At 70.0% G+C, this 26,054-nt stretch carries 26 protein-coding genes; 11 read left to right on the top strand and 15 right to left on the bottom strand.

Annotated features, from left to right (window positions below):
• Positions 1–276 precede the first annotated feature (276 nt).
• Genes MWU75_RS11590 through MWU75_RS11615 form a run of 6 tightly spaced genes read right to left on the bottom strand, consistent with a single transcriptional unit; the run spans position 277 to position 6,223 of the window.
• Positions 277–1,374, bottom strand: a complete 1,098-nt coding sequence (locus tag MWU75_RS11590; RefSeq protein ID WP_247090783.1) for a GNAT family N-acetyltransferase — start codon at positions 1,372–1,374, stop codon at positions 277–279.
• Positions 1,374–1,991: a hypothetical protein gene (locus MWU75_RS11595; protein WP_247090785.1), complete on the bottom strand. Its 618-nt coding sequence runs from the start codon at positions 1,989–1,991 to the stop codon at positions 1,374–1,376. Before MWU75_RS11595 ends, MWU75_RS11590 begins: the two co-directional genes overlap by 1 nt.
• Positions 1,984–2,712, bottom strand: a complete 729-nt coding sequence (locus tag MWU75_RS11600) for a PIG-L family deacetylase (protein WP_247090787.1) — start codon at positions 2,710–2,712, stop codon at positions 1,984–1,986. Before MWU75_RS11600 ends, MWU75_RS11595 begins: the two co-directional genes overlap by 8 nt.
• Before the next feature lie 28 nt (positions 2,713–2,740).
• Complete coding sequence (locus MWU75_RS11605) at positions 2,741–4,156, bottom strand: polysaccharide biosynthesis tyrosine autokinase (protein WP_247090789.1); 1,416 nt, start codon at positions 4,154–4,156, stop codon at positions 2,741–2,743.
• A gap of 9 nt (positions 4,157–4,165) precedes the next feature.
• Complete coding sequence (locus MWU75_RS11610; protein ID WP_247090791.1) at positions 4,166–5,458, bottom strand: hypothetical protein; 1,293 nt, start codon at positions 5,456–5,458, stop codon at positions 4,166–4,168.
• A gap of 18 nt (positions 5,459–5,476) precedes the next feature.
• Complete coding sequence (locus MWU75_RS11615; protein ID WP_247090793.1) at positions 5,477–6,223, bottom strand: alpha/beta hydrolase-fold protein; 747 nt, start codon at positions 6,221–6,223, stop codon at positions 5,477–5,479.
• Positions 6,224–6,561: 338 nt separating this feature from the next.
• Here MWU75_RS11615 and MWU75_RS11620 point away from each other — a divergent pair, with 338 nt between their 5' ends.
• The 3 genes from MWU75_RS11620 to MWU75_RS11630 all read left to right on the top strand — a co-directional run bounded on the left by MWU75_RS11620 (position 6,562) and on the right by MWU75_RS11630 (position 9,085).
• Positions 6,562–6,804, top strand: coding sequence for a hypothetical protein (locus tag MWU75_RS11620; RefSeq protein WP_247090795.1), 243 nt, complete (start codon positions 6,562–6,564; stop codon positions 6,802–6,804).
• A 185-nt stretch (positions 6,805–6,989) separates the two neighbouring features.
• On the top strand, positions 6,990–8,417 hold the full coding sequence (locus MWU75_RS19985) for a histidine kinase (protein ID WP_348647764.1): 1,428 nt from the start codon (positions 6,990–6,992) through the stop codon (positions 8,415–8,417).
• A complete protein-coding gene (locus MWU75_RS11630; RefSeq protein WP_247090797.1) occupies positions 8,414–9,085 on the top strand; it encodes a response regulator transcription factor in 672 nt (223 codons plus the stop codon). Before MWU75_RS19985 ends, MWU75_RS11630 begins: the two co-directional genes overlap by 4 nt.
• A gap of 589 nt (positions 9,086–9,674) precedes the next feature.
• Here MWU75_RS11630 and MWU75_RS11635 read toward each other — a convergent pair.
• Positions 9,675–10,007: a nuclear transport factor 2 family protein gene (locus MWU75_RS11635; RefSeq protein WP_247090799.1), complete on the bottom strand. Its 333-nt coding sequence runs from the start codon at positions 10,005–10,007 to the stop codon at positions 9,675–9,677.
• An 85-nt stretch (positions 10,008–10,092) separates the two neighbouring features.
• Here MWU75_RS11635 and MWU75_RS20325 point away from each other — a divergent pair, with 85 nt between their 5' ends.
• Together MWU75_RS20325 and MWU75_RS11645 are read left to right on the top strand one after the other, a co-directional pair.
• Positions 10,093–10,257 carry a hypothetical protein gene (locus MWU75_RS20325; protein ID WP_247090801.1) on the top strand — a complete coding sequence of 55 codons (165 nt, stop codon included), beginning with the start codon at positions 10,093–10,095 and terminating at the stop codon, positions 10,255–10,257.
• Positions 10,254–10,640, top strand: coding sequence for a type II toxin-antitoxin system VapC family toxin (locus MWU75_RS11645; RefSeq protein WP_247090803.1), 387 nt, complete (start codon positions 10,254–10,256; stop codon positions 10,638–10,640). Before MWU75_RS20325 ends, MWU75_RS11645 begins: the two co-directional genes overlap by 4 nt.
• Positions 10,641–10,685: 45 nt before the next feature.
• Here the strand turns inward: MWU75_RS11645 and MWU75_RS11650 are convergent, their stop codons facing one another.
• From MWU75_RS11650 to MWU75_RS11660, 3 genes are all read right to left on the bottom strand, one after another.
• Positions 10,686–11,168 (bottom strand): Lrp/AsnC family transcriptional regulator, encoded by a 483-nt coding sequence (locus MWU75_RS11650; protein WP_247090805.1) that lies wholly within the window; start codon positions 11,166–11,168, stop codon positions 10,686–10,688.
• A 72-nt stretch (positions 11,169–11,240) separates the two neighbouring features.
• Positions 11,241–11,630, bottom strand: coding sequence for a type II toxin-antitoxin system death-on-curing family toxin (locus tag MWU75_RS11655; RefSeq protein ID WP_247090807.1), 390 nt, complete (start codon positions 11,628–11,630; stop codon positions 11,241–11,243).
• The gene (locus MWU75_RS11660; RefSeq protein WP_247090809.1) at positions 11,627–11,827 is read right to left on the bottom strand and encodes a ribbon-helix-helix protein, CopG family; all 201 of its coding nucleotides are present in this window, start codon (positions 11,825–11,827) and stop codon (positions 11,627–11,629) included. The genes MWU75_RS11655 and MWU75_RS11660 overlap by 4 nt, the downstream gene beginning before the upstream one ends.
• A gap of 198 nt (positions 11,828–12,025) precedes the next feature.
• On the opposite strand from MWU75_RS11660, the gene MWU75_RS11665 reads away from it, so the two are divergent.
• From MWU75_RS11665 to MWU75_RS11690, 6 genes are all read left to right on the top strand, one after another.
• The gene (locus MWU75_RS11665; RefSeq protein WP_247090811.1) at positions 12,026–13,297 is read left to right on the top strand and encodes an AAA family ATPase; all 1,272 of its coding nucleotides are present in this window, start codon (positions 12,026–12,028) and stop codon (positions 13,295–13,297) included.
• Between the two features lie 313 nt (positions 13,298–13,610).
• Positions 13,611–14,717: a pyruvate dehydrogenase (acetyl-transferring) E1 component subunit alpha gene (gene pdhA / locus MWU75_RS11670; protein ID WP_247090813.1), complete on the top strand. Its 1,107-nt coding sequence runs from the start codon at positions 13,611–13,613 to the stop codon at positions 14,715–14,717.
• On the top strand, positions 14,714–15,748 hold the full coding sequence (locus tag MWU75_RS11675; RefSeq protein ID WP_247090815.1) for an alpha-ketoacid dehydrogenase subunit beta: 1,035 nt from the start codon (positions 14,714–14,716) through the stop codon (positions 15,746–15,748). Before pdhA ends, MWU75_RS11675 begins: the two co-directional genes overlap by 4 nt.
• Positions 15,745–17,130, top strand: a complete 1,386-nt coding sequence (locus MWU75_RS11680; protein WP_247090817.1) for a dihydrolipoamide acetyltransferase family protein — start codon at positions 15,745–15,747, stop codon at positions 17,128–17,130. The genes MWU75_RS11675 and MWU75_RS11680 overlap by 4 nt, the downstream gene beginning before the upstream one ends.
• A 244-nt stretch (positions 17,131–17,374) precedes the next feature.
• Positions 17,375–18,565, top strand: a complete 1,191-nt coding sequence (locus MWU75_RS11685; RefSeq protein ID WP_247090819.1) for a hypothetical protein — start codon at positions 17,375–17,377, stop codon at positions 18,563–18,565.
• 50 nt (positions 18,566–18,615) lie between these two features.
• Positions 18,616–19,965 carry a helicase-associated domain-containing protein gene (locus MWU75_RS11690; protein ID WP_247090821.1) on the top strand — a complete coding sequence of 450 codons (1,350 nt, stop codon included), beginning with the start codon at positions 18,616–18,618 and terminating at the stop codon, positions 19,963–19,965.
• A 452-nt stretch (positions 19,966–20,417) separates the two neighbouring features.
• On the opposite strand, the gene MWU75_RS11695 is transcribed toward MWU75_RS11690, so the two are convergent.
• The 5 genes from MWU75_RS11695 to MWU75_RS11715 all read right to left on the bottom strand — a co-directional run bounded on the left by MWU75_RS11695 (position 20,418) and on the right by MWU75_RS11715 (position 25,911).
• Complete coding sequence (locus tag MWU75_RS11695) at positions 20,418–20,783, bottom strand: nitroreductase/quinone reductase family protein (protein ID WP_247090823.1); 366 nt, start codon at positions 20,781–20,783, stop codon at positions 20,418–20,420.
• Positions 20,784–20,789: 6 nt separating this feature from the next.
• The gene (locus tag MWU75_RS11700) at positions 20,790–21,650 is read right to left on the bottom strand and encodes a methyltransferase domain-containing protein (protein WP_247090825.1); all 861 of its coding nucleotides are present in this window, start codon (positions 21,648–21,650) and stop codon (positions 20,790–20,792) included.
• A gap of 93 nt (positions 21,651–21,743) precedes the next feature.
• On the bottom strand, positions 21,744–22,196 hold the full coding sequence (locus MWU75_RS11705) for a helix-turn-helix transcriptional regulator (protein WP_247090827.1): 453 nt from the start codon (positions 22,194–22,196) through the stop codon (positions 21,744–21,746).
• The gene (locus MWU75_RS11710) at positions 22,193–22,687 is read right to left on the bottom strand and encodes a hypothetical protein (protein WP_247090829.1); all 495 of its coding nucleotides are present in this window, start codon (positions 22,685–22,687) and stop codon (positions 22,193–22,195) included. Before MWU75_RS11710 ends, MWU75_RS11705 begins: the two co-directional genes overlap by 4 nt.
• 329 nt (positions 22,688–23,016) lie before the next feature.
• On the bottom strand, positions 23,017–25,911 hold the full coding sequence (locus MWU75_RS11715) for a LuxR family transcriptional regulator (protein ID WP_247090831.1): 2,895 nt from the start codon (positions 25,909–25,911) through the stop codon (positions 23,017–23,019).
• Positions 25,912–26,054: the final 143 nt, after the last annotated feature.

The raw sequence follows: 26,054 nt of genomic DNA on the forward strand, positions 1-26,054 counted from the left end.
GTGCGCTCTGGACTATGGGTCGTCATCACGGACCACGACCATCGGCTTGACGTCCGTCAGGTCCATTCTGGCGACCGCGTTCGTGGCCGATGCCGCGGTCCGCTGCCGGGCGGGGTGTGCGTGTCCTGTTCCGGTCACCACGCGAAGCATCAGTACCGTTGCTCGTGACGTCCTCCTGAAGGCGATGAGAAACCAACCCTGACGAGCGCGTCATGAGGAGTCACCGGGTCCAGACCGCAGCGCCACAACCTCCTTCCTGCCGCTGCCGCCAGTCGCCTACCCTGTCGCGTCATCGAGTCGTCGCACACGTCGCACGGTTCGTTCAGCCCACGCCATCCAGGGCTTCGCTGGTGCCTTGATCAGCAACCTATAGGTCGCGCGCAGCGATGACGTCCACTCGTACTTCCACGGGTACGTGCCCGCGCCGAAGTCGAACTCGCGCGCGAGCTCGCGCCCGGGGTCGTGCTCGTCCAGATACTCAAGGATCTCCAGCTGCAGCACCGTGCCGAGGCTGTAGGTCTCGTAGTCCGGGAGGTAGCCGGTGTTCCAGGACAGCAGGCGGCCCGCGTGCCGCAAGACCGTGAAGTATCCGACCAGGCGACCGGTGCTCGGATCACCACCCTCGACGAGCGCAAAGGTCAGGGCATCGTCGGTGTCGATGAAGATCGTCCGGATGTGCTCGAGGCGCTGCGGGTCCTCGAAGAGCGAGTGGCGCTCCTGACGCCCCTGCTCGATCAGATGCTCCTTCTCCGCACGGTGCACCGCGGCAAGCCGTTCGAGGATGTCGTGCTCGTTGCCGTGGAAGACGGTGAATGACACGTCCCGCTCACGGTGCAGCTTGTTGCGGCGCTTCCGGGCGTGGGAAGGGACGGTGTAACCCTGTGACAGGTCGAGGTAGGGGTTTTCGATGTCGAAGGCCAGGTGCGGGTGGTGTTGCTGCGACTTGCGCAGGCACCAGGCGAAGGAGGACTCCGACGGGATCCCCCTGAGGTCGACGTAGGAGACCTCGCGCTCGTCGACCAGTCTGGTCACCTCGGTCATGACGAGACTCGTGATCGTCTTGGGCGTCGCGCCGTCCTCGCCGTAGAGCAATGACAGGTAGTCGCCGTGACTCGCCCACCCCAGGACCGGGACCGTTCTTCTGTGGCGCCGCCCGGGCCGCACCGCGAACGGGGCGATCCCGACGAGCCGACCGTCCTGCCGGACGGTGACGATGTGCAACCGGTGGTCGGGAAGCTGACCGAAACTCTCCCACCAGGCGGTGACGAAGCGGTGGGTCACGTAGTAGGGGGTCGACGGGTGCGACTCCAGCTGCTCCCACTCGGTCCTCAGGTCTGCCAGCCCCTCGGAGGTGGTGACGACGGCAACCTCCATCAGCCGTGGTCCCTCAGCCTGGCACGCCGTATCGCTGGCCTCGAGATGGTCCGGTGCCCCTGGGGCAGGTAGTACAGGACACGCCTGCGCGCCGTGCCGAACGGGGCATAGGACCTCCGGGACGCCCGGTTGTGTCTCGCGATGATCGTCAGCGCCTCCGTCCGCCCCTCCTCGGCGATCAGTTCCAGCCGCCGGGCGATCGAGAAGGTGTGCAGCCCCCGGCGGCGGTGGCCCGGGAAGATGCGGTCGTCCCACAGGTAGCCCTGGTGCGGGAGGACCTGGATCGCAAAGTTGGTTCGTTCGTCCGTGGTGTCTCCAAGGGTGATGTGGCAGTAGCCGCAGGCTTCACCATGCTCGTCCCGGATGATGAGGGTTCTGTCAGCAGAGTTGGCCAGTCGTTCGACGAGGATGCCGAACCTCCGTTCATCAAGGTCGCCGCTCTCCCGCAACTGGCGGAGCACGGGCTCCGTCGCGTCCTCGAGTAACCGACTGGGATCGGCAGGTGGCTGTGGCCCTTTTACGGGGAAGGCATAGAGGTCGAGCACCTCGCACACCTGTCGAGCGGACCTCCGCAGCGACCCCAGGGCACGAACGGCTCCTGCTCGGATCTCAGTCATGGCGATAGGCGAACGGGTCGCGGCGCAGCTGGTAGTCGAGGGAGCTCTTGACGCTGAACCGGCCGATCCCCCACTGGTTGCGTCGCAGGTCCCGGGCGCGGTAGGGGCGTTGGTGCTTGCGCGTGATGGGCGTGCCGGTGCCGACCCGGCTCAGCTCGATGCCCTCCGGGATGAGGTCGAGGCGTTCGGGTGAGATGAAGTAGCCAGCCTCCGGCACATACCCGTCGGCGACGAGGCGCTGCACGGCGACTCCGCAGGCTCGGTGGTCGGGGTGGCTGTCGTGGGCGCTGATCGTGAGGGCCGGTGTGCCGGGTGCCACGTGCGCACGGAACAAGGCCGTCACCGCGTCCGGCGTGGCCAGCCCGTCCGGGAGGCGGTCCTCGTAGGGCGGGATGATGGGTGTCGCGCCCATGGCCCGCACGGCACCGTCAAACTCCCGGTCGCGCAGCGCCGAGAAGTGGTGCGGTGAGGGCACGAAGCCCAGGTGCGCCGGGAGCTGCCGCCTCCGGAGCCGGCCCAGCGACCCTCTGGTGCGCACGATCGACGCCTCCCCTCGGCTCACGAGCAGCACCGCCACGACCTGCCCGGCAGCGACGGCCTCGAGGATCGCGGCGCCCATCGACAGCACCTCGTCATCCTGGTGCGGCGAGACCGCGACGAGGTCGGGGACGAGCCGTGGGTCGTCTGGCAGCGCCCCTCGGGAGGGAGCGGGATCAGTCACCAGGGTTTCCTGCCACGGCAAGACGCCGTCACCGCTTCGCGGGAACGGGGCGTCGTGCTCGCCGGTTGCTGAACGGACCCCGCCGGGACGCTGAGGGCGCGGTGTCCGGCGCATAGCCGTAGCCGTAGCCGTAGGGCGCGGAGCCGCTCGATGGCACCCGGTTGAGGACCAGCCCGAGGACCGGCGCCTCGACCTTGTCGAGGATCTCCAGCGATCCGCGCAGGTGGTCGCGCGAGATGATCGAGCACCCGACCACGAGGATCGTGCCGCCGACGACTCCGGTCAGGACGGCCGCATCGGTGACCGGCAGCAGCGGTGGGGCGTCGATCAGGACGTAGTCGTGGCGCTGCTCCAGCGTCGCCAGCAGCTCGCGCAGCGGAGGTGAGCCGAGCAGCTCGCTGGGGTTCGGAGGGATCGGGCCGGCGCCGATCATCGAGATCGTGCCCCACCGCTGCGTCACGTCGGGCAGCGTCAGCTCCCCGATGAGCAGGTTGGTCAGGCCCACCGCACCCTCGTGCCCGACGGCCGACAGCAGCCGCGGGCGGCGCAGGTCGGCGTCGACGACACAGACGCTGGAGCCACCCTCGGCCAGGGCGCGGGCCAGGCTCAGCACCGTCGTCGTCTTGCCCTCACCCGGCAGCGAGGAGGTGATGAGGAACGACCGGTGCTGACGGGCCGCCTCGATGAACTGCAGGTTGGTGCGCAGCTTGCGGAAGGCCTCGGCCCGCGGGCTGTGCGGGTCGGTGGACTGGAGCTGGACCTCGGGGCTGACCTGCCGGTCCACCCCGATCCGACCGAGGATGGAGGCGCCGGTCAGTGCCGTGACGTCGTCCTCGTCGCGCACCCGGGTGTCCAGCACCTCCCGCAGCACGGCCAGCACCGGCCCCAGCACCAAACCGAGCAGCAGGGCGATGAGCAGGTTGCGGGTGATGTCCGGGGAGGCCGGGGTCTCGCTCTCCCGGGCCGGTCGCACGACATTGGCCTGGACCGGGCTGACACCGGTGTCGTCCCGGACCTCGAGCGCCTCGACCATCAGGCTGAACTCCTCGGCGACGGCGTTGGCCTTGTCCGCAGCCAGGGTCGGGTCGGGATCGGAGGCGGTGATGTCGATCAGGACGGTGTTGGGGACCTCACGGGCGTGCAACGAGCGCTCCAGCGACTGGGTGCTGGGGATCCCCAGCGTCGCGGCGGCCGGCTCGAGCACCTCCGGGATGGTCACCAGGTCGGCGTAGGTCGTGACCTGCCGCTGGGTGAAGCTGCTCCCCTGGACCAGGTCGGCCACGCCCTGCGACCCGGAGGTGGAGATGTAGACCTGCGCCGTGGACTCATAGCTGGGCTCGGTGAGCCAGGTCAGCGTCCCCGCCAGGAGCAGCAGCCCCACGATCGCACCAACGACATAACCCCAGCGCTGACGCAGGATCTGCAGGAAGGCTCCGAGCGTCACGATCAGCCCCTACGAGGACGCCTCGGATGCGGCCTCGCGCACCGGGGTGTCGGACGGGCCACCGGTGAGGCTCTTCTGGTCCTTGACCCACAGACCGACCAGACCGCGGAAGTGCGCGAGGAACTTCTCGTGCTCGTGCGCCGGATAGGTCGAGCGGACCGTGTCGAGCAGGATCTTGTCGAACCTGTCGGAGTCGACCCACTCGAGCACCGCCTCGGGCAGGTGCGCGAGGTGGTCGTGGCAGAACTCCCAGTAGCGCTCGGTGTCGAAGTGGTCGTCGGCCAGCTTGCGGTAGGCCTGCATCTTGGCCTGGTAGTCAAGCGACTCGTCGTCGGCGATCTCGTAGTACTTGCGCGTCTCCAGGTCGACCGTCGCCGGCCGGTTGGTGGCCAGCGCGAACACCGACCAGCGGACCAGCGCGGTGATCGCCCACGGGAAGTAGTAGTGCAGCGAGGTGACCGCCACGTCCGGGCACGCGTTGGCGTAGTCGATCGGGTGCACCTCGTCCCCGGCGATGAGCATCTCCGCGGAGTTGAACTCCCAGGCGAAGAAGGCGTTGACCACCTTGCTCACCGTCTCAGCCTCCCACCCAGCCTGCGGGGACAGGAAGTCATAACTGACGGCATACCGATTGTGCATGGGTTGTTCGGGGCGGAAGTCCATGACGATCGTCTCCGGACCGATCGACAGTGCCCGGGCGAACTTGTCGTAGTCCACAGTCGCCTGCAGGTGCATCAGCATCTCGCCGGACTCGTCGTAGGACCGGTGCAGCCCGGCCTGGTCCTCCACGCGCGACACCCCGCGCCAGCCGCCGCCGTCGAAGGGCTTCATGTACATCGGGTAGCCGACCTCCTCGGCGATCGCGTCGAGGTCGAACCGGTCGTTGTACTTGGCGGAGGTGTAGGCCCAGCGCACGTTGTCGACCGGGTTCTTGTAGGGCACGAGGACCGTCTTGGGGATCTTCATGCCCAGCCGCAGCATCGCGCAGTAGGCCGAGTGCTTCTCCATCGACTGGAAGGTGAACGGGCTGTTGAGCAGGTAGGTGTCGTTCATCAGCGCGGCCTTCTTGAGCCACTCGCGGGGGTGGTAGTACCAGTACGCGAGCCGGTCGATCACCAGGCCGGGTTTGACCGGGTCGGTCAGGTCGAAGGGGGAGATCCGGAGCCGCTCGGAGGTGATGTCGACGCTCTCACCGCCCACCTTGAGCGGCCCGACGAGGCCGAGGATCTGCTCGAAGGCACGGGGCCAGTCCTCCTCAGCGCCGAGGAGGAGACCGATCAGCGGATTGCGCGTGGCAGCCATGACCCGAACCTACCCTGATCAGCAGAAGCGCGGCAGGTGGTAGGCGATCTGTTTGCGCCACCACGGCCAGTCGTGCGCCGAGTCGTGGCCCCAGATGTCGAGCTGGTGGGGGATCTGCTTGTCGGCCAGGACCGCGGCGAGCTGCCGGGCGCCGGGCAGCGACTTGGTCGGGTGCACCTCGAACGGGCCTTCTCCGACCACGAGCAGGATCTGCACCGCAGAGCGCAGCCACTGCAGGTGGGCGCCGTCGGCGCCGGCCACATAGGCCACCGGATTGTTCAAGTATGTCGACTCGCCGGGTTCTCCCCAGCCGCGCCAGTCCGTGGGGTCATAGTTGCCGGAGAGGCCGACGGCCACGGGGAACAGGTCGGCGCGCTTGAGCGTGAAGTTGACGGCGTGGAAGGCGCCCATGCTGCAGCCGGTCGTGACGATCCCGCTGTGCCCCGGGGAGTCGGTGTTGATGGTCGGCACCACGTGGTTGAGGATCCAGTTCTCGTAGAGCGCGTGCCGCTGCGCCCGCTCCTCGGTCGGCAGGGAGTAGTTGGCCCAGGAGAGGTGGTCGAAGGAGTCGACGGCGTAGAGCTTGATCCGGCCCTCGTCGATGAGCGGGCGGACCGCGTCGACCATCCCGTTGTTCTCGTAGTCCCAGGCCCGGCCCGCCTCGGAGGGGAAGGCGATCACGGGGCGCCCGAAGTGGCCGTAGCGGATCACCGTGCCCGGGTGGTCCAGGCCCTGCGCGCCGATCTCGACCTGTTCCCGCTCCATGGCGTTCCTCTCGACGGTAATGTGCAACTGCGGTCAGCCAACCACACCGCCATGTCGACCGAAAGGTCGTCGTCCCAAGTCGCGGCCTCCGAAAGATACATCTGCAGGATGACGCGCCCACCACTGCAAAGAAGGAGAGTAGTCACGTGCATCACAACAACGAGGTCAGCATCCATTTCCCAGGTTCTTCCCGGGACGAGTCACCAGCGGGGGTTGGCTGGCTCGTGGAGCCCAGCGTTGTCGTGATGAGGTCGCCCGGGCGTGGGGCCACGCCCGGGCGACCGTCGCACGTGACTGTCCCTGCCTCTTCGGGGGGAGGCAGGGGCGAAGAGATCTCGGTGCTGGACACCGATGACTCGGACATCCTGGAGGGGTGGACCGCGCTCCGGCTGGACCGCGAGAGCTCCCTGTCCCTGACGGGCGAGCTGCCCGAGGGCATCGACCTGTCCGCCATCTCCGCCGCTGACGTGTCACTGCAGACGGCGTCCTTCGACGGATCGAGGGAGACAGCCGCAGACGGCGGCGCGGTGCTGGACGGCTGGGTGTGCCGATGCTTCCCGAGACTTCCCGGTTGTCGCTGAGACGTTCGCTCCCGACCGTCCCCCCGGGCGGCATCGAGGCACTGGCACTCAACTCCGTAAACCGTGACAATGTCCCCCATGGTGGACCCCGTGACGTCACGCAAGCCTCCCCCGCGCGTTCCCTGGCGCACCGCTCCGTGGTGGGCGCTCCCAGGCGGTTCCCGGCTGGTCCTGGGCTCTCGCCGGTGAGCGGCGTCGAGCTGGAGGAGCGGGGGTCGGGCCCCAAGGCGCTCGACATTCCCATCGTCCTGATCTGTGCCGCGGTCGATCTGTTTGTCAGCGGCTACTTCAGTGGCGACCGGTTCGAGACGATCTTCGACACCGTTCTGCCGCACTGGCCGACCGTTGCCCTGATCACCCTCGGCTATGGCGTCCTCGCCTGGCGCCGCGCCGCACCCTGGCTCACCTTCCTGGTCATCCTGGGGATCGGACTGGTCGGCGGTGTGCTCCTGACGCTGTTCCAGCCGATCGTGGGCGTCGCGCTGGCCCTCTATGCCGTGGCCCGCCGCTCGCCGGCGCGCCGCGCCAACCCCGCGCTGGTGCTGGCAGCCTTTCTCAGCCTCAACAACGCCCGCACGGCCACCGGCGTCACCGACGAGAGCGGGCTCTTCGGCCTGGTCGTCATCGCCTGCATTTTCATGGCCGTGCTGACCGTGGTGTGGGCCCTGGGCCGCCGTGAGCGCCGGACCCGCTTCCGGGCCGCGGAGGAGCAGCAGCGCCTGAAGACCAGCGCCGAGGAGAGCCTCGGCCTGCAGCGGCAGCAGATCGCGCGCGACCTGCACGACATACTCAGCCACTCGATGAGCGCGATGATCCTGCAGTCCGCCGGCGCCAAGGCCGTCTCCAGCAAACTCGACTCCACCTCGGAGGCCAAGCAGGTCACCGAGGCCCTCGCGGCCATCGAGTCCACGGGTGCCGAGTCGATGCGCGAGCTGCACCGGCTGCTCGGGCTGCTGCGCACGCAGGACGGCGACGACGCCTCCGTGGCCCGCCTCTCGCTCGCCGATGTCGGCCCACTCATCACCGCGACGCGGCACGGCGGCCTCATGGTCGAGGTCCACCGCGAGGGCACCCCCCAACCGCTCGACCCCAGCGTCGACCTCGCGGCCTATCACATGGTCCAGGAGTCGCTCACCAACGCGATGAAGCACGCCGGCCGCGGAGCCGTCGTCGACGTCTACGAGACGTGGGAGCCCGGCGAGCTCAGCCTGCAGGTCCGCAGTGCCCGCGGCCTGGCCGAGGGCGCCACCCCGACCGTCACTACCCCCGGCTCCGGCACCGGCCTCTGGGGCCTGCGCGAGCGCGTCGAGCTGGCCGGAGGGTCCTTCGAGAGCGGCCGCGTCGAGGGCGGCTTCGTCACCTCCGCCGTGCTCCCCGTGCGCGCCAGCAGCAGCGGCAGCGGCACCACCACCCCAGCCTCCACGGACGAGCCGGCCAGTGCCGCTCCCGCCTCTAGCACCACCGCACCCGCCACCACGGCCCCACCCGCCACCGGCACTCCCGAGGCCCCCGGCCCCGCGCCCACGGCTCACCCTGACTCCGGCGCCGCCTCCACCGGCCCGTCACCACACCGCACGAACGGCGCAGCGACCGCGCCGGAGGAGGGTTCATGAGTGTGATCCGTGTTGTTCTGGCAGACGACCAGCCGATGGTGCGCCAGGGCATCGCCATGCTGCTGGGCGCCGAGCCGGACATCGAGGTCGTCGGGGAGGCCCAGGACGGCGCCGAGGCGATAGCCATGGTCGAGAAGCACCGCCCCGACCTGGTCGTCATGGACGTCCGGATGCCCGGCATGGACGGCATCGAGGCCACGCACAAGCTGATCCGCGAGAGCCCCGACAACCCCGACCAGATGGCGAAGGTGCTGGTCCTCACCACCTTCGACGAGGACGCCGCGCTCTACGGCACGCTGCGGGCCGGGGCCTCGGGCTACATGCTCAAGCACGCCGCCCCCAGCGAGCTGGCCAACGCCGTCCGGCGGGTCGCCGGCGGAGACGCCTGGATCGACCCCGCCGTCGCGCCCAAGGTGCTGGACACCCTGCGCGAGATGGCCTCGGACAACCCCGAGGGGCGTCCCAGCCTGGAGATGCTCACGCCCCGCGAGCTCGACGTCCTGACCGAGCTCGCCGACGGCGCCACCAACGCCGACCTGAGCCGCCGCATGGTGCTCAGCGAGGCCACCGTCAAGACCCACATCTCCCGCATGCTCATGAAGACCGGCTGCCACGACCGCGCCCAGCTCGTCGCCCTCGCCTACCGCTCCGGCCTCGTCACCCCCTGAGCCACCCCCACGACCGTCGCCCTCACCAGCACCAACGCCCCACCACCGCCTTCCGTCACCAGCACCAACGCCCCACCACCGCCTTCCATCACCAGCACCAACGCCCCACCACCGCCTTCCGTCACCAGCACCAACGCCCCACCACCGCCTTCCGTCACCAGCACCTACGCCCCACCACCGCCTTCCGTCACCAGCACCTACGCCCCACCACCGCTCACACCGCCTTCCGTCACCGGCACCTACGCCCCACCACCGCTGCCCCGCACCCCACGCCCGTCTTCGAGCGCCTACCTGTTCCTCGGGCCGGTTGCAGGGCCTGTTGCAAAATGGAGATCGCGGTGCGGGCCGCCGGACGATCTCCCGCACGATCGTTCCGGGCGCCTTGGATTGGCGTCGGTAGCGCGGTATTTGGACACTGTCCGGCCCAATTCCAGGCTCCGCGACTCGCGTGACCGGAAATTTTCCGGTCGCGCGCTGAGCGCCGTCCATTTTGCAACAGGCCCTGCAGTCGACACGACGAACGATTCGGCGCTCGAAGAAGTGGCCGGTCCGGCCAGCGCAGCCGTCAGTGGTCCGGCCAGGGCAGCCGTCAGCGGTGCGGCGGGATGGTGAAACTGGCAACGCGATCGCCGTCGACGACGAAGATGCCGTCGGACTCGCCATTGAACACGCTGCTCTCCCAGGCGAACCGCACCCGGGTGGTGTCGCCGTCGGTCTCGGCACTGAGGATCGTCATCCTCGCCCCGGCACCGATCGCATCGGTATTCGCCCAACTGCGGATGCCGTCAGCGCCACTCAGAACTCTGCCCCAGTCGTCCACGTGACCATCCGCCGTAAACGCATCGACGAACGCGTCCGTGTCCGCAGCATTGATGGCCTCGACCATCCTCTGCGCCGGCCCCGGCAGTGAGATCTCGGACATAGGGACTCCTCTCATCGGTGCGTCCAGTCAACCCTTGTCGACCAGATCCCGCATCTCGGCCTGCAGTGCCGCCCCGGCTTGCTCCGTGACCTGGCGAACGACAGTGTCAGATCTGCTGCTTCACGAACTCGAGCGGTTCATGTCGCGACCGAGCAAGAAGGAAGTGCTCGACCGCATCGCCGCGCGGGAACCCGCGCTCACGTCGGAGACATCGGCCGAAGCCATCGCCCGGGGTCGCGACGAGCGGTGATCGTCCTCGACGCCTCCGCGGCGGTGGACCTGCTGCTCCAGCGGGGACCGCACGCGCAGGTGGCCACGCTCCTCACGGATCACGACGCCGTCAGCAGCGAACTGCTGGTCCCAGATGTTCTTCATGCCCTGCGGCGCTACGAGCACCGCGGCGAACTGTCAGGACCGAGGGCGGCCGCCGCGCTCGACGATCTCGTCGACCTGCCGGTGGACCTCTATCCCGTGGGCCCGATGGCACGGCCGATCTGGGAGCTGTGCGGCGACATCACCCCCTATGACGCGACCTACGTCGTTCTTGCCCAGCACACCGGTGGAGACCTGGTGACGGCGGACCGGCGTCTGGCGCGGACCGCGAAACGGCACTGCTCGGTGGCTGCTCTCTGAGACGGTCCAGAACAGGACGGCGGGATGCGGTGATCAGGACACCGATCAGTCGGTCGCACCCACCTGCGTGATGTCGTGCACGTCGGTCTCCTCGAACATCAACCACGTGCGGGTGGCCTTGACGCCGGGGATCGCCTGGATCTGCTCGAGCACGGTGTCGCGCAGCTCGTGGTTGTCGCGGCAGCGCACGGTGACCAGCGCGTCGAACTCCGCCCCCACGAGGGCGACCCGCTCCACCGAGGGGACCCGCCGGAGCGCAGCCGCCACGGGCTTCCACGAGTTCTGCTCGATCGACACGGACACATAGGCCGACGTCCCCAGCCCCAGGTGCTCGGGCGCGACCAGCGCCGTGAAGCCCGTGATGACGCCGGTCTCCCGGAGGCGCTCCAGCCGGGCATAGGCATTGGCCCGGGAGATGTGCACCTGCTCGGCCAGCGCTCGGACGGAGAGCCGGCCGTCCGCCCGGAGCGCCCGAATGATGGCCCGGTCGGTGTCGTCGACGCGCGGCCGCGGACTTGTTGTCGGCATACCCGGCATGGTAGAGCCATCTGTCTCGTGGCGACCCGGACCGCACACCTCGGCCACGTGAACGATGAGCGGTTAGTCGGCCACCACCCAGCGGGCCAGGTGCTCGGCGATCACCTCCACCTCGCTGAGCCGGCCGTCGGCGATCGCAATAACCAGCTCGACGCGTTCATCCTCCGTGGCCCTCACGTCGCAGCCGTTCATCCCGTAGAACAGGAGGACAGCAACCAGGCCCAGGCACTTGTTGCCGTCCATCAAGGCGTGGTTGGTGACGATCGAGTGCAGCAGCGCGGCCGCTTTCCCGTTGCGGTCGGGATAGGCGTCCGCACCGAAGACGGAGGCTCTCGGACGTGCGAGAGCGGACTCAAGCAAACCCCAGTCGCGGACTTCGGGATTGCCGTCTACAGCCACTTCGGCAGCCGCGATGAGGTCATCAAGGTCAAGGTGCTCGACATCCCCGCTCACGAGTCAGCCAGTCGCTTGAGCGCACCCTCATTCTCGCTCTTGATCTTGGTCAGCAGGTCATCGCGCCTGCGACTGCGTCGTGAGGTGTACTCCAGGATCGCCGACCTCGCGACCTCATGCTTGGACCGGTGCTCCCGGGCCGCCTGCTCGGTGAGGGCCTTGTCCTCATCGTCCGAGAGTCGCAGCGTCATGGCCATATAACTATGGTAGCAACTGGTATCAGCGGGTATCAGAGTCTGCGACCCGTGGCAGTCCTGTCAGGCGAGACCGCCTGGCCACCAAACGGACTCGAGGCTCGAGATCTCACTCGACTGCCGGGTACGGATTGTTGCGGTTGACTGATTCAACCCATGCTAATTGACTGATTCAGGTCCTGCTGCTTGTAGTGTTGCGGGATGGACTATGCGCGCCGCGTGATGGATGACGAGCTGGATGGGCTGTTCGGGGAGGTCCCTGCGATCGCGATCGACGGTCCTAAGGGCGTGGGGAAGACGACCACTGCCGAGCAGCACGTGCACGGCTTGCTCCGGCTGGACTCGCGGGCTAACCGGACGGCGGTCGACGCCGACCCGGAGCTAGCGCTGCGCCGGGCCAGGCCGCTGCTGATCGACGAGTGGCAGAAGGTGCCCGAGGTCTGGGACGTGGTCCGTCGTGCCGTGGATGCCGACCCCAGCGGTGGGCAGTTCCTGCTCACCGGCAGCGCCTCACCTTCTCCGGGCGCGACCGCACACTCCGGGGCCGGCCGGATCGGCCGGTTACGAATGCGTCCGATGACGCTGGTCGAGCGTGGGCTGACCGAGCCGACGGTCAGCCTGTCGTCGTTACTCACGGGCCGTCGGCCAGGGCTGGCGGGCGGCTGTGAGATGGGCGTGGCCGACTACACCCAGGAGATCCTCGCCTCCGGGTTCCCGGCGATGAGACCCTTGTCGGCCCGTGCCCGCCGGTTCCAGCTGGACTCCTACCTGCGCGACGCGGTCGATCGCGACGTGCCCGAGCAGGGGCTAGCCGTGCGCAAACCAGAATCCATGCTGGCCTGGTTGCGCGCCTACGCCGCCGCGACCGCCATGACAGCCAGCTACACCCAGATCCTGGACGCGGCCACTCCCGGCGAGGCCGACAAGCCGGCCCGGTCGACCTCGATCGCCTACCGGGACGTGCTGACCTCGTTGTGGCTCATCGACCCCGTTCCCGCCTGGACACCCGGCGGGAACCTGCTCACCAGGCTCGGCCAGTCACCCAAGCACCACCTCGCCGACCCCGCGCTGGCAGCCCGCCTCCTCGGACTCGGACTGGACGCCCTCCTGGATGGTGAGGGCACGCCGATTGGCCCGCAGGCCGGGACCATGCTCGGCCACCTCTATGAGTCCCTGGTCACCCTGTGCGTCCGCGTCCCGGCCCAGGCTGCCGAAGCACAGGTCGCGCACCTGCGCACCCGCAACGGCGACCACGAGATCGACCTCGTGCTCATCCGTGACGACGGCCGCGTCCTGGCCATCGAGATCAAGCTGGCCACCACCATCACCGACCAGGACACCAAGCACCTGCGCTGGTTGTCCGACCGACTCGGTGCCCGCCTCCTGGACGCCATCATCATCAACACCGGTCCTCACGCCTACCGCCGCCCCGACGGCATCGGCATCGTCCCACTCGGACTGCTCACCACCTGACCGGGACCGACCATGCCGCGTGGTTACGGCGCCTCAGCTACTCAGCGCTCCACGGTTGTGCCGAGAACTCCTGGCGCCGCCCAGTGTCCGACTCCCGCCATCCGTAAGACACAGTTCACCCTACGCATCATCACCGCCACTCCCCCGTGCCTGACTCCCAATCGTCCAGCCACCCCCTGCGGAGGCGACGTGCACGCAGACCTCTTGACGGCATACTGCCGATCATAGATCCAGTTGTCTTGTCTCAGGCTCACTTGTCGCCCACTCAGTCCAGATTCGGGGACGATAGGAGGACCAGCCACCGGAGGAGACCATGTCGAAGACGACAGCCGACCTGTTGCCGTGCGGCGACCCCGTGCAGTTCCTGAACGAGCAGGGGGAGCTCACTGGACCGGGAGCCGAGGCCGAGGCGCGCGGCTACACGATGCCCAGCGACGAGGACCTGCTCGCGGTGTGGCGGCAGATGGTGATCGGGCGCCGGTTCGACACCCAGGCGACCGCGTTGACCAAGCAGGGGCGGCTGGCGGTCTATCCCTCCTCGCGCGGGCAGGACGCGTGCCAGGTCGCGCCAATGCTGGCACTGCAGGCGGATGACTGGTTCTTCCCGACCTACCGCGACTCGATGGCGCTGGTCAGCCGCGGTCTGGACCCGGTCGAGGTGCTGACGCTGCTGCGCGGCTCGTGGCACTGCGGCTATGACCCGGTGGCCACCAACACCGCCCCGCAGTGCACCCCGCTGGCGACCCAGGCCGTGCACGCCGCGGGCGCCGGTCACGGGCTGGCGCGGCGGGGCAGCGACGGCGTGGCGCTGTGCTTCATCGGGGACGGCGCGACGAGTGAGGGCGACTTCCACGAGGGGCTCAACTTCGCGGCGGTGTTCAACGCGCCGACCGTCTACTTCGTGCAGAACAACAAGTACGCCATCTCCGTCCCCCTCGCCAAGCAGACGAAGGCGCCCAGCCTGGCCTACAAGGGCATCGGCTACGGCATCCGCTCCGAGCAGGTCGACGGCAACGACGCGGCGGCCGTGCTCGCGGTGACCCGGACCGCGCTCGAGCACGCCAGCTCCGGGTCCGGGCCGTTCCTCATCGAGGCGCACACCTATCGTCTGGAGGCGCACACCAACGCCGACGACGCCACGCGCTACCGGGAGTCCGACGAGGTCACGCAGTGGTCGACCCGCGACCCGATCGCGCGGCTGCGGGCCTATCTGACCGGCACCGGCGCGCTCACGGCTGAGATCGAGGAGCAGGTCACCGCCGAGGCCGAGGAGTATGCCGCTCGCGTCCGTGAGCGCATGAACGCCGAGCCCGAGGTGGCTCCCCTCTCCCTGTTCGAGCATGTTTACGCCCAGCCGACGCCGCAGCTGCGGGAGCAGGCCGATCTGGTGCGGGCCGAGATGGACGAGGTGCGGGCATGAGCACGCAGACGCAGTCAACTGGCACGGTGACGATGGCCCAGGGCCTCAACCGGGCGCTGCGCGACGCGCTGACCGAGGACGAGGACGTCCTGGTCTTCGGCGAGGACGTCGGGACGCTCGGCGGCGTCTTCCGGATCACCGACGGGCTGACCGCCGACTTCGGCGAGGACCGCTGCTTCGACACCCCGCTGGCCGAGGCCGGGATCGCCGGCTTCGCGGTGGGGCTGGCGATGCAGGGCTTCCGCCCCGTGATCGAGATGCAGTTCGACGCCTTCGGCTACCCAGCCTTCGAGCAGGTCGTCTCCCACATCGCCAAGATGCGCAACCGGACACGCAGCATGCTGACCATGCCCATCGTCATACGGATCCCGTATGCCGGCGGCATCGGCGGCGTGGAGCACCACTGTGACTCCTCGGAGGGCTACTACGCCCACACCCCCGGCCTGCACGTGGTGACGCCGTCGACGCCGGCCGACGCCTACTCGCTGCTGCGCGAGGCGATCGCCAGCCCGGACCCGGTGGTCTTCATGGAGCCCAAGGCGCTCTACTGGTCCAGGGCCGAGCTGGAGCTGCCGGTGACGACCGAGCCGTTCGGTCGGGCCGCGGTCCGGCGCGAGGGCTCGGACGTGACCGTCGTGGCCTACGGCCCGCAGGTGCCCAACGCGCTCAAGGCGGCCGAGGTCGCGGCCGACGAGGAGGGCTGGGACGTCGAGGTGATCGACCTGCGCACCCTCGTGCCCTTCGACGACGAGACGGTCGCCGCGTCGGTGCGCAAGACCGGCCGCTGCGTCGTCGTCTCGGAGGCGGCGGGCTTCGGTGGCGTCGGCGGGGAGATCGCGGCCCGGGTCTCCGAGCGCTGCTTCCACTCCCTGGCCGCGCCCGTGCTGCGCGTGTCGGGCCTGGACATCCCCTATCCCCCGCCGATCCTCGAGCACACCCACCTGCCCGGGGTCGACCGCATCCTGGACACCATCGCGCGCCTGCAGTGGGACGACCAGCCCGACGTCGCGCGCCTGGAGGTCTCCCGGTGACGCAGGTCTTCCGGCTGCCCGACCTGGGCGAGGGTCTCACCGAGGCGACCGTCGTCGAGTGGCACGTCGCCGAGGGCGACACGGTCACCGTCGACCAGGAGGTCGTCACGGTCGAGACCGCCAAGGCCGCCGTCGAGGTCCCCTGCCCGTATGCCGGTGTGGTCACCACCCTGCACACCTCCGCCGGCTCGGAGCTCACCGTGGGCGAGCCGCTGATCACGGTCGCCGCGCTGGCCGACGCTGAGGCGTACCGCACCGAGGAGATGGCCGGCGCGGTCGCACCAGGTGTGTCGGCTTCCTCCGGTGCCTCGAGCGAATCCTCCGGCTCACCGGAGCGGCCCCTCGTGGGGTATGGCGCCTCCGAGGCACCGCGCCGCTCACGCCGCCGGCGGGCCGCCTCCGCGGAGTCCCAGCCTGCTCCCATCCCGCAGGCCACCGCTGCGCAGGCCGTCCGTGTCATCTCACCGCTCGTGCGCAAGCTGGCCGCTGACGCCGGCGTGGACCTCGCCACGATCACCCCGACCGGCAACGGGGGCGTGATCCGCCGTGCCGACGTCGAGGCCGCCCTGGCCGGCGGCGGAGCCCTCACGGCTGGCCACGTCGAGTCCGCGGCCTCCGCCTCCACGCCCGCCGCCACACCTGCCGCCGCTTCACCCACCTCCGCACCTGCCGCCGCTTCACCCATCTCCACACCCGCCGACGTGCGCATCCCGATCACCGGCATCCGCAAGGCCATCGCGGAGAAGCTGTCCACCTCCCGGCGCACCATCCCGGACGCCACCACCTGGGTCGACGTGGACGCCACCGAGCTCCTGGCGACCAAGGACGCCCTGAAGCGGGCACGGCCGTCGGAGGCGATCGGCATACTGGCTCTGCTGGCGCGGATCACGGTGGCCGGCCTGCGGCAGTTCCCCGAGCTCAACTCCTCCGTCGAGGGCGAGGAGATCGTGCAGCGCGGGGCGATCCACCTGGGCTTCGCGGCGCAGTCACCGCGCGGGCTGGTGGTGCCGGTGGTGCACGACGCGCACGCGATGACGACCGCCGAGCTGGCTGCTGCGCTGCGCGACCTGACCGACGGCGCGCGCGAGGGCCGGCTGACGCCCGCGCAGCTGACGGGTGGGACGTTCACGCTGAACAACTACGGCGTGTTCGGGGTGGACGGCTCGACGCCGATCATCAACCACCCCGAGGCGGCGATGCTCGGCGTGGGCCGGATCATCGACAAGCCGTGGGCGCACGAGGGCCAGCTGGCGCTGCGCAAGGTGACGCAGCTGTCGTTCACCTTCGACCACAGGGTGTGCGACGGCGGCACAGCGGGCGGCTTCCTGCGCTACGTGGCCGACTGCGTGGAGCACCCGGCGGTGCTGCTGGCCGGGATGTAGGCCACCTGCCCCAATCCACCCCGACCGCCTTCTTCGACGGCCACTGCCCGACCCTTCGTTGACCAGCGTTGTTTCTTGAAACAGTGAGTTTCCCAGATCGCGAAACAGCAAAGTTCAAGAAACACCCTTCCCAAGCCGACCGCGCGGCCACTCTGCCAACAGTTGGCACCCGGCGGCACGGCTGTCCACAGGCGCGATCCCGGCCCTCTTGGACAACAAGCGGTCGGCCAACGACACTTGGCGCATGCCCGCAGACCGTTCCACGCGCGCCTGGCTCGAGACCCTCGACGACGACGAGTTGCAGGTGCTCCTCGAGGCTCGCCCCGACATACGGCGGGGTGCAGCCCTCAGGGACCTGGACGACCTGGCGGCACGGATCGAGCACTCGATGTCGGTCACAAACGTGGTGCTGCACCTGCCGCAGCCCGCCGTCGAGGTGCTCGAGGTGGTCACCGCCCTCGGCGGCGGAGCCAGCACCATTAGGATCATCGACCTGCTCGACGACGGTGGTCGGGAGACGGAGGAGCACGCCCATCTGGCGCTGGACTGGCTCGACGTCCTGGAGAGCCTGGGCCTGGCCTGGCAGTTCGACGAGGTCTATGCCGTCAACCCCGGCATCCACCGGGTGCTGGTCGACCCGCTGCAGATGGGTGCGCCGGCGCGGGCGCTCGTCGACGGGCTCACCGTCGACCGGCTCAAGACGCTCTACTCCGGACTGGGAGTCGCGCCCCCACCACGCAAGGGTGAGTTGCTGGATGGCATCGAGGATCTGTATGCCGATGAGTCCCGGATCCGACAGGCCGTCGCCCGGGCGCCGGAGCAGGTTGCGACGATGTTGGCCGCGCACGCGGCCGAGGTGGGCAGGGCCTCGATGGCCGGTGTCGAGGTGGTGGACGAGGACATCGAGTACTGGAAGCCCTCCTATCGCGAGCGCTACCAGCAGGTGACCGCGATGCGGCAGTGGGCGGTGCAGAACGGCCTTGCCCTGGGTGAGGGTTACTACTCGTACAGCTACGCCCCGGTCCTTTTCCCGTCCGAGGTGATGCTGGCGTTGGTCCCGCCGAGCTATGTCGCGCCCTTCCATCCCCTGCAGCCGTCGGTGCCCACGACCGAGGTGTCAGACGTGCAGATCGAGCACGACTCCGCCTCGGCGGTGACGGCCACGGTGGCCGCGATGCTCGCGGTGCTGGAGAGCACCGTGCGCACCCCTGTCCAGGAGCTCAAGTCGGGCGGCGTGGGCACCCGGGAGCTCAACCGCGTGGCCAAGACCGTCGGCGTGGACGTCGCCGAGGTGCGTCTGGGGCTGGAGCTGGGGGCGCTCTGCGAGTTCTTCCCCCGCGACAGGCCCATCAGCGCCACCGGAGAGTTCGAGCAAGGCGCCGGCAGCCCCCTGCTGAGCGCGCCGCCGACCTGCTGCTTGCCTGGTGGCCGCTGAGCCTCCCGCCCACCCTCGACCGCGATGACGAGGACAAGGCGTTGCCGGCAATGAGCGAGCTGACCGCACGGACCGGTCCGCCTGGACCGCAGCTGGCGACCCAGCTGGAGACCCTGGACGGGGCGGTGACCGGCATCGGGCCACTCATCGAGCTGTTGGTATGGGCCCGACCGCTGGACCACATCCCCCAGCGTGCCCTGCGGTTCGCCTGGGACGAGGCCGCGCGCCTGGGGGTGATCTGCAGCGGCCGACTCACCCTGCTCGGGCGCGCGCTCCTCACCGGCGAGCGGGAGCCCGTGGTCGAGAGGCTGCGCGAGCTGCTCCCGCAGGAGAGCGGGGAGGTGCTGTTCGGCTCCGACCTGACCGTCGTCGCGCCGAGCACCCCACCCGCAGCAGTCGTCGACCTGCTCGACACCATCGCGGTGCGCGAGTCCCACGGTGTCGGCGCCACCTGGCGCATCAGCGAGACCTCCGTGCGGGAGGCGCTCGACCAGGGCTACCGGGTCGAGGACCTGCTGGCTGATCTCCGTGCGGTCGCCGGCAAGGCACTCCCCCAGACCCTCGACTACCTGCTGCGGGACGTCGACCGGCGCCACGGCATACTCGGTGTCCGTCCGGCAGCCTGCGTCGTGGTGTCGGAGGACGAGGCTCTCCTGGCCGAGCTGGCGGCGACCAGGGTCCTGCGGCCGCTCGGCCTGGCGCTGGTCGCGCCGACCGTGCTCGTGGGCACGGCCGACGTGCCGACGACGCTCGCGGCCCTGCGCAAGGCCGGCCACTTCCCGGTCGAGGAGCACGTGGACGGCACCCGCACCGTCCGGCTGCGGTCCCAGGGGCCGGCTGGTGAGCGCCATGGGGACGTGGCCGGGGCGTGGGCTGGCGCCGGGTCGGCGGGGCGCGAGGCGTGGGGTGACGGCACGGCCGAGGCCGACGCCCTGGACGCGCTGAGCCAGGCTGGCGTAGACGCGGCAGCCGAGGCCGACGTTCTGGACGCGCTGAGCGACGAGGACTTCAACAGGCTGATGACGCTCGAGTTCCAGCGCCTGGGCATGGCCCCCGGCGGGCGCCCCGCAGCGACGCGGACCGAGGAAGATCCGGCCGAACTGATCGCGCGGCTGCGCTCGGGAGCTGCTCCGCCCGACGGTGGCGTGGATGCCGAGGTGCTGACCATCGTTGAATCTCTCGCGCCCCAGCTGCGGCCCGATGAGCAGCGTCACCTTGCCGCCGCGGTCCGCGCCGGCGACGACGTCCTCATCCACTACCGCAACGAGAGCGGCAACGTGACCGAGCGACTGATCTCCGAGCTGGAGATCTCTGCGGGCTTCCTGACTGCCTACTGCCACCTGCGCCAGGACGAACGCCACTTCCGGCTGGACCGCATCACCATGGTGGCGCCGGTCTGACACGAGCCCCCGCCAGCGCCTCTCGGCCGCACCTTCCACCGTCTTCGAGCGCCCAAGCGTTCTTCGGGCCGACTGCACTGACATAGGCCCCCCGCCCCGCCGTCATCCCGGGCGCTCCCCCGCCCACCGACCCTTCGTTGGCGGCTGGCATGGGCACGTGCCCGGTTTCTACCCACGAAGTCGCCAGACCACGGGTAGATCCCGTGCACGTGCCCCGGTCAATTGGAAGGTGGACGGGCACGCCCGACCGCGAAGTGGGCCGACCCGTGGATAACCGCGGGTTGACGGGTCGAGCCAGGAGGAGTCATGCGCACAGGATGTCCGCGGACACGCGGACGACTGCGACGCCACCCGCGAGCGGTTTGGGGCCGAGGCGCGCGACCCACGCGAGGCGTGCGCGGCCGGCGGTCGGACCAAAGCGATCTACGCGCGTTGGGGGCGCGACCGGGGCCTCAGTCGACCTCGACCACGACCGGCAGAGAGCGCCGGCCCCAGTCCAGAAGTTCGTCGCGCCGCTGGTACTTCATCACCAGCAGCCGGCGCGCGAGCGCATCGTCAGTCGACTCCGGCGGCGCGACCGCAGCGATGCCCGAGCGCCGAACGCCCGCGATCTCAATCGCCACCCGCGGATCGGCGATCAGGTTCTTGACCCAGTCCGACCGGTCCCGCCCACCGGACATGAGCAGGACCCGGCCGCTGTCCAGGGCGAACCAGATCTCGATGCGATGCGGGCGACCAGAGGCCCGACCGATAGTCGTCAGGTAGGCGAAGGGTGCGTCGACAGCTTGCGCCGGCCACACGTCACCGTGCGGGGTCATGCCACGTCACCCATCGGCGGCCGGGTTCCTAGCAGCGACGAGCCACGTGGCCGCGGGGATGCGCACGACTCCGTCCACCCGACGACTCCGCAGGTCAGCGCGCACCTCGTCCAGGAGCTCCGCCTGGCGTTCCTCCCCAACCGTCGCCTGGAGCTGCTCCCACGCGACGCGGCCGTTCGAGCTCAGGATGACCGCGAGACGCTCCTCCACGCCGTCGCTGCCGTCCACGCCGTAGTCACACGAGAAGTCGAACGGCTCGACCTCCGCCTCACCCCAGCCCGCCCCGTCGAGGATCGTGCGCAGGCGGTCCGGGTCGGCGAACGCCGTCGGGCCGGGCGCGCCCGGCGGAGTGCTCGGCGGCGGCTCCGGCAGCGCCGCCGCCAGGATCTCCGAGCCCTGGCTGAACACCGGGTTCGCCTCACGCGAGCGCCAGCACACGAAGGTCAGGGTGGCACCCGGACGACTCGCCCGCCGCAGGTTGGCGAAGGCCGCCACCGGGTCGCTGAAGAACATCACCCCGAACCGCGACACCACCCGGTCGAACGGCGTCCCCGGAGCCGCCGCGAGCAGGTCGGTCGTCTGCGCGTCAGCCTCCACGAGCCGGGCGGCCGGCACGCGCTCGCGAGCGGCCTCGACCATCGCCGTCGACACGTCCACGCCCACCATCTCAACGCCTGCGCGGACCCCCTCCTCGAGCAGTGTCCCTGCGCCGCAACCGACGTCGAGCACGCGCTCACCGCCAGCCCAGCCGGTCCGCTCGATCAGGGCCGCAGTGAGCGGGGCGAAGGCCGCGTCGAAGATCCGCTGGTTCGCCACCCACCCCTGACCGCCCTGCTGCCACGTCTGTCGCACCTCGTCCGTTCCCACCCTCCGACAGTATGCCGTGAGTCCGGTCCGCGCTGCCGCGCACTGTCGGCCTGGGGTCGCCTCGCGGTCACCGGCCCCGTCGACCCCGTGCCGTCACGTCAGGCGAGACGACCCGACCTGATCGGCGACCCGCCGCATCCGGACCAACAGGGCAGCTGAAGGGGTGACGCGGCCGGTGCGATAGGTCGATAGCCGCGAGGCCGACGTGCCGATCCGTTCGGCGAACACCGCCGTGGTCAACCCGGAGCGCGCGATGAGGTCGTCGACCTCGCGGGCGACCTCCGCCCGCTCCGAGGCCGCAGCCGCCGTCCGCGCGGAGTCGATCACCCGCTCGAGGAGGGCGCCGACGCCAGCGGGTCGCTCGTAGGAGAGATACTCCTCCACCTGTCGCGCCACCGGCCCCCACGGATCGACCCGGATCTCACGGGTCAGGACGGCCCAGTCGGCGACCAGGCCCCGCTCGATCACTGAGACCAGCGCCTCATACGGCCAGGCGGCCACCGGGGTCCCGGGCGGGACCACCACGTTGCGAGAGGCGATCGTCATACACCCTCCTCCACCCGACGCAGCAGTCCATCGGCCAGGTCGTGGCAGGCCGCAACCACGACTGCCCAGTCGTGCCACCGCTTCTCAAGCCCTCGGTATGCCGAGAGTTGCGTGGTCACTCGCGGATCCCTCGGCAGGGGTTCTGACAGTCGGTGGACGAGTGCGGTCAGCACCGAACCCTCCGTGTCGCTGCGGTCTGCGTAGTACCGATCGATGCCGAAAAGCACCTCGACCGCCGACTCACCGCCCAGCCGGTGGGCTAACGCGGCCGAGTCGAGATAGTCGCGGGTCGCGTTACGCTGCACGACCAGATACGCCTTGACCCGAAGCATCTCCGGGAGCGTGGGCACGCGCACGGACTTCCCGCCTGGGAGCGCGTGCTGCTCCACCTCCAGCGGCCGAGTGCGGCGCAGCTGCCGAAGTCCTGCCTGAATGCCGTCCAGGAAGCCCAGCAGAGTCAGCGGGGGCGAACTCGCCCGCACGCTGGTCACCCACCCCTGCGACGCCTCGACCGCCTCGAGGACCTCGGCATACCGCTCAACAAGGTCTGGCAGGACATGATCATGGTCGTACGACAGGCGGTGGCCGGCGTGCAGCGCCGCTCCGGTGTCGCCGACCAGGACGGCGTCAGGGACCAGCCGCTGGAGTTCGGCGGCGGAGTGCAGGACCTGGTCCAGGTGGGATCGACCACTCTTTGGTCACATCCGTGCCGTGAGCACCACCATCAGTCGCCCGGCATCGCTGCAGGGCTCACGATTGAACGTATCACTTCTGATATTCCAGACGCTCGGTCGAGACCGGGGACGTCAGGTCGGTCGACTCACGCGACGCCGTGCATCGCGGCGGACAACTCCTCACGCGAGTGGATGTCGAGCTTGGTGTAGGCCTTGCGCAGGTGGTACTCGACCGTCTTGGGGCTGAGGAACAGTGCGGCGGCGGCCTCGCGGGTGGTTCGGCCCTCTGCGAGCAGCAGGCACACCTGGAGCTCCTGCGGGGTGAGTGCGCCCGGGCCGGCCAGCTCCCGCGGTGGCACCCGCTCACCGGTCGCCGTCAGTTCGGCCCGGCTGGTGTCCGACCAGATGTGCGCGCCGAGACCGTCGAAGATGCCCAGTGCCGCGCGCAGCGCCACCCGAGCCGCCACCCGCTGGCCGCTTCGTCGCAGTCGTATGCCGTGTGCCAGGTGGGTGCGTGCCGTCTCGAAGACGTCACGGGTGCGGTCGTGGTGCTCGAGCGCGGCCTGGAAGTGGCTGTCGCACTCCTCGTCGGGTGCGATGAGGCCAAGGGCACGCTCGGCCCGGGCCATGGACCAGGGTCGGCCCACGACCCTCGCGAGCTCGGCGAAGGCATGGGCCACCTCGTCCGCCTCCCGCGGCTCGCCGGTGCGCAGCAGTGCGTCGGCCAGGTCAGGCCCGGGGTGCAGGTCGGGATCCCGCAGCCCCAGGGCGTCCAAGTGTGCCGTCAGCGCCCGGTAGCGCGACACAGCCTCGGCCCCCTGACCTTCGGACAGCACGAGGTCCGCCAGCGCCAGCTCGGCCCAGATCTCGCCGAAGTGGATCGACCGCTCCCGGCACCGGGCCAGGGCCTCGGCCGCATGCTCGCGACAGGCCACACTGCGGCCCTGACGAGACTCCAGCGCAGCCAGCCCGGCGAGTGAGGCCGCGAGCTCCGTGCTCTGACCGGTCTCCGCGGCCAGACTCGCCGCTTCGTCATAGTTGGCGCCCGCCCGATCCCAGGCGTTGGAGGTCGCCTGGTCACGGGCGACGTGGAACAGCAGGTTGGGCAGGGCACCGACGCCCACCCGCGCTCGGACCCGGTCGATCACCTCTCGCAGGCCGGCCCCGGCCTGCGCGTCGCGCAGAAAGAGGGGCGGCAGCGCGAGCCACGGCAACCCCGAGTGATCCGTGACGGGGTCGACGTGCTCCATCAGCAGCGGCACCGCCTCACGGAGCAGGGCCGTCCCGTCCTGGCCCAGGAGCACGCGGGCCACTCCGCTGGCCGCCAGTCCGATCCCCCGCGTCGCGGGCGACTCGACCCCGGTCCGTCGCTCCGTCGGCCGTTCCGAATAGGGGTCCGTCGGCCAGTCCGGCTGCTGGTCGGTCGTCGGTGCCGCCAACCGATCGGACAGCCGGTCGCTGACCCGGCGCAGCGCTGCAGTGTCCGCCAGGTAGAGACAGGCATGGCAGGCCTCCGCGAGCAGGCGCACCTCCTGGTCGGGGTCGGCCAGACCGGCTGCCTCCTCCAGCAGCGACAGACCCTCGCGGATTGATCCGGAGCGGACCGCGATCCGTGCCCGCAACTGGACCCCGGCGAGCATCGTGCGCTCGGGCACGGCGCGCTCGGGCACGGTGCACTGTGGCAGGGCGCGCTCGGGCTGGGCGGCCAGACCTACTGGCTCTGCCTCCGCCAGCAGCCGCAGCGCAGCCTCGCGCTGGCCGCCGTCCCATGCCGCCTCCGCCGCGGCGACCAGCCGGGAGCGGGCGGCGCCGGCGTCCGGGCTCCAGCGGGCCGCTCGCTGGAACGCGGTGGCGGCGACCGTGAGCGCCGACCGGGCCGCAGCCCTCGCGCCCACCTCCTCCAGCTCCGCCGCGAGATGCTCATCCAGTTGCGTGGCGGCCGCCGCCCGGTGCCACACCCGAAGGTCCTGCTGCTCGTGTCCGTCGAGCTCCTCGGCCACCGCCAAGTGCGCGGCACGTCGCAGGTCCTCGGGCGCCGTCCGGTAGACGACCGATCGCAGGAGGGGGTGGCGGAAGGTGAGGCGGCCCTCCTCCGCGGTGACCAGGCCGGTCGCGATCAGGCGGTCCAGGTCTGCACCGTCGAGATCGACGCCATCCAGGTTGGGGCCTTCCAGGTCAAGCCGACGATGGACCGCGCGGGTCAGCCGGAGGTCGCCCCCCGCGACCACCACGACTAGCGCCATGGCCCGCTCGCCGGTCGTCAGCAGGTCGAGTCGTCGCGCGAAGGCGCTGTGCAGCCGGTCCGGCAACAGCTGGAGCAGCCCCGCCTCGCCACCGGTGGCAGGGTCCAGGAGCGCCAGGGCAGGTTCGGTGCCCAGCTCGAGCAGGGCCAGCGGATTGCCCCCTGTCGCGCGGTGCACACGCTCCAGGCTGTCGGCGTCAACCACACCGGGATGCGACTGTCGGAGCAACTCCGCGGTGGATGCCGGGTCCAGGCCCCGGACCTCCAGCAACGGGACGCTAGACAGTGCCTCGGGCACCTCCGCGCTCCGGGCGCCGAAGAGGATCGCGACCTGGTCCTCGTGCACGCGCCGGGCCGCGAAGGTGAGGGCCTCGACCGACGGTTGGTCCGCCCACTGGACGTCGTCGAGCACCACGACGACCGGTCTCTCCTCCGCCAGTCGGCTCAGCAGGCTGAGGGTCGCCGCACCGGTCGCGAACCGGTCGCCGGGTCCTTCCCGGCGCAGACTGAGGGCCCCACCCAGTGCGTCCGCCTGTGGTCCGGGAAGGTCGTCGAGCAGGTGCAGTGCCGGTCGCAGCACCGCGTGCAGCGCCGCGAACGGCAGGTCCTGCTCGATCTCCGTCCCGGTCGCCCGCAGCACGCGGACCTGGCCCTCGATATCGGACACCGCCTCGGCGAGCAGCGCGGTCTTGCCGACACCGGCCTCCCCGATGAGCGCGAGGGCGCCGCCCCGACCGAGGCGCGCCGAAGCCAGGAGGCGGGCGATCGTCTCCTGCTCCTCGGCCCGGCCCAGCAGCACCCACCAAGTCTAGGAGCGTGCAAACCTCCCCACATGCCGGCGAGGGCGTGCGGCGTGCAAAACCTCCCCAAGAATGCGTGGAGGGCCTACAAAACCTCCCCAAGAAATGGGAGAAGGGCGTACACAACCTCCCCAAGAATGGG

The organism is Ornithinimicrobium sp. F0845 (genome assembly GCF_023015765.1).
Taxonomy (GTDB): domain Bacteria; phylum Actinomycetota; class Actinomycetes; order Actinomycetales; family Dermatophilaceae; genus Ornithinicoccus.

Coding starts and splice junctions, on each gene's coding strand:
- MWU75_RS11590 (WP_247090783.1), bottom strand. CDS start 1,374: ATGGAGGTTGCCGTCGTCACCACCTCCGAGGGGCTGGCAGACCTGAGG.
- MWU75_RS11595 (WP_247090785.1), bottom strand. CDS start 1,991: ATGACTGAGATCCGAGCAGGAGCCGTTCGTGCCCTGGGGTCGCTGCGG.
- MWU75_RS11610 (WP_247090791.1), bottom strand. CDS start 5,458: ATGGCTGCCACGCGCAATCCGCTGATCGGTCTCCTCCTCGGCGCTGAG.
- MWU75_RS11615 (WP_247090793.1), bottom strand. CDS start 6,223: ATGGAGCGGGAACAGGTCGAGATCGGCGCGCAGGGCCTGGACCACCCG.
- MWU75_RS11630 (WP_247090797.1), top strand. CDS start 8,414: ATGAGTGTGATCCGTGTTGTTCTGGCAGACGACCAGCCGATGGTGCGC.
- MWU75_RS11635 (WP_247090799.1), bottom strand. CDS start 10,007: ATGTCCGAGATCTCACTGCCGGGGCCGGCGCAGAGGATGGTCGAGGCC.
- MWU75_RS11650 (WP_247090805.1), bottom strand. CDS start 11,168: ATGCCGACAACAAGTCCGCGGCCGCGCGTCGACGACACCGACCGGGCC.
- MWU75_RS11660 (WP_247090809.1), bottom strand. CDS start 11,827: ATGGCCATGACGCTGCGACTCTCGGACGATGAGGACAAGGCCCTCACC.
- MWU75_RS11665 (WP_247090811.1), top strand. CDS start 12,026: ATGGACTATGCGCGCCGCGTGATGGATGACGAGCTGGATGGGCTGTTC.
- pdhA (WP_247090813.1), top strand. CDS start 13,611: ATGTCGAAGACGACAGCCGACCTGTTGCCGTGCGGCGACCCCGTGCAG.
- MWU75_RS11675 (WP_247090815.1), top strand. CDS start 14,714: ATGAGCACGCAGACGCAGTCAACTGGCACGGTGACGATGGCCCAGGGC.
- MWU75_RS11685 (WP_247090819.1), top strand. CDS start 17,375: ATGCCCGCAGACCGTTCCACGCGCGCCTGGCTCGAGACCCTCGACGAC.
- MWU75_RS11690 (WP_247090821.1), top strand. CDS start 18,616: ATGAGCGAGCTGACCGCACGGACCGGTCCGCCTGGACCGCAGCTGGCG.
- MWU75_RS11695 (WP_247090823.1), bottom strand. CDS start 20,783: ATGACCCCGCACGGTGACGTGTGGCCGGCGCAAGCTGTCGACGCACCC.
- MWU75_RS11705 (WP_247090827.1), bottom strand. CDS start 22,196: ATGACGATCGCCTCTCGCAACGTGGTGGTCCCGCCCGGGACCCCGGTG.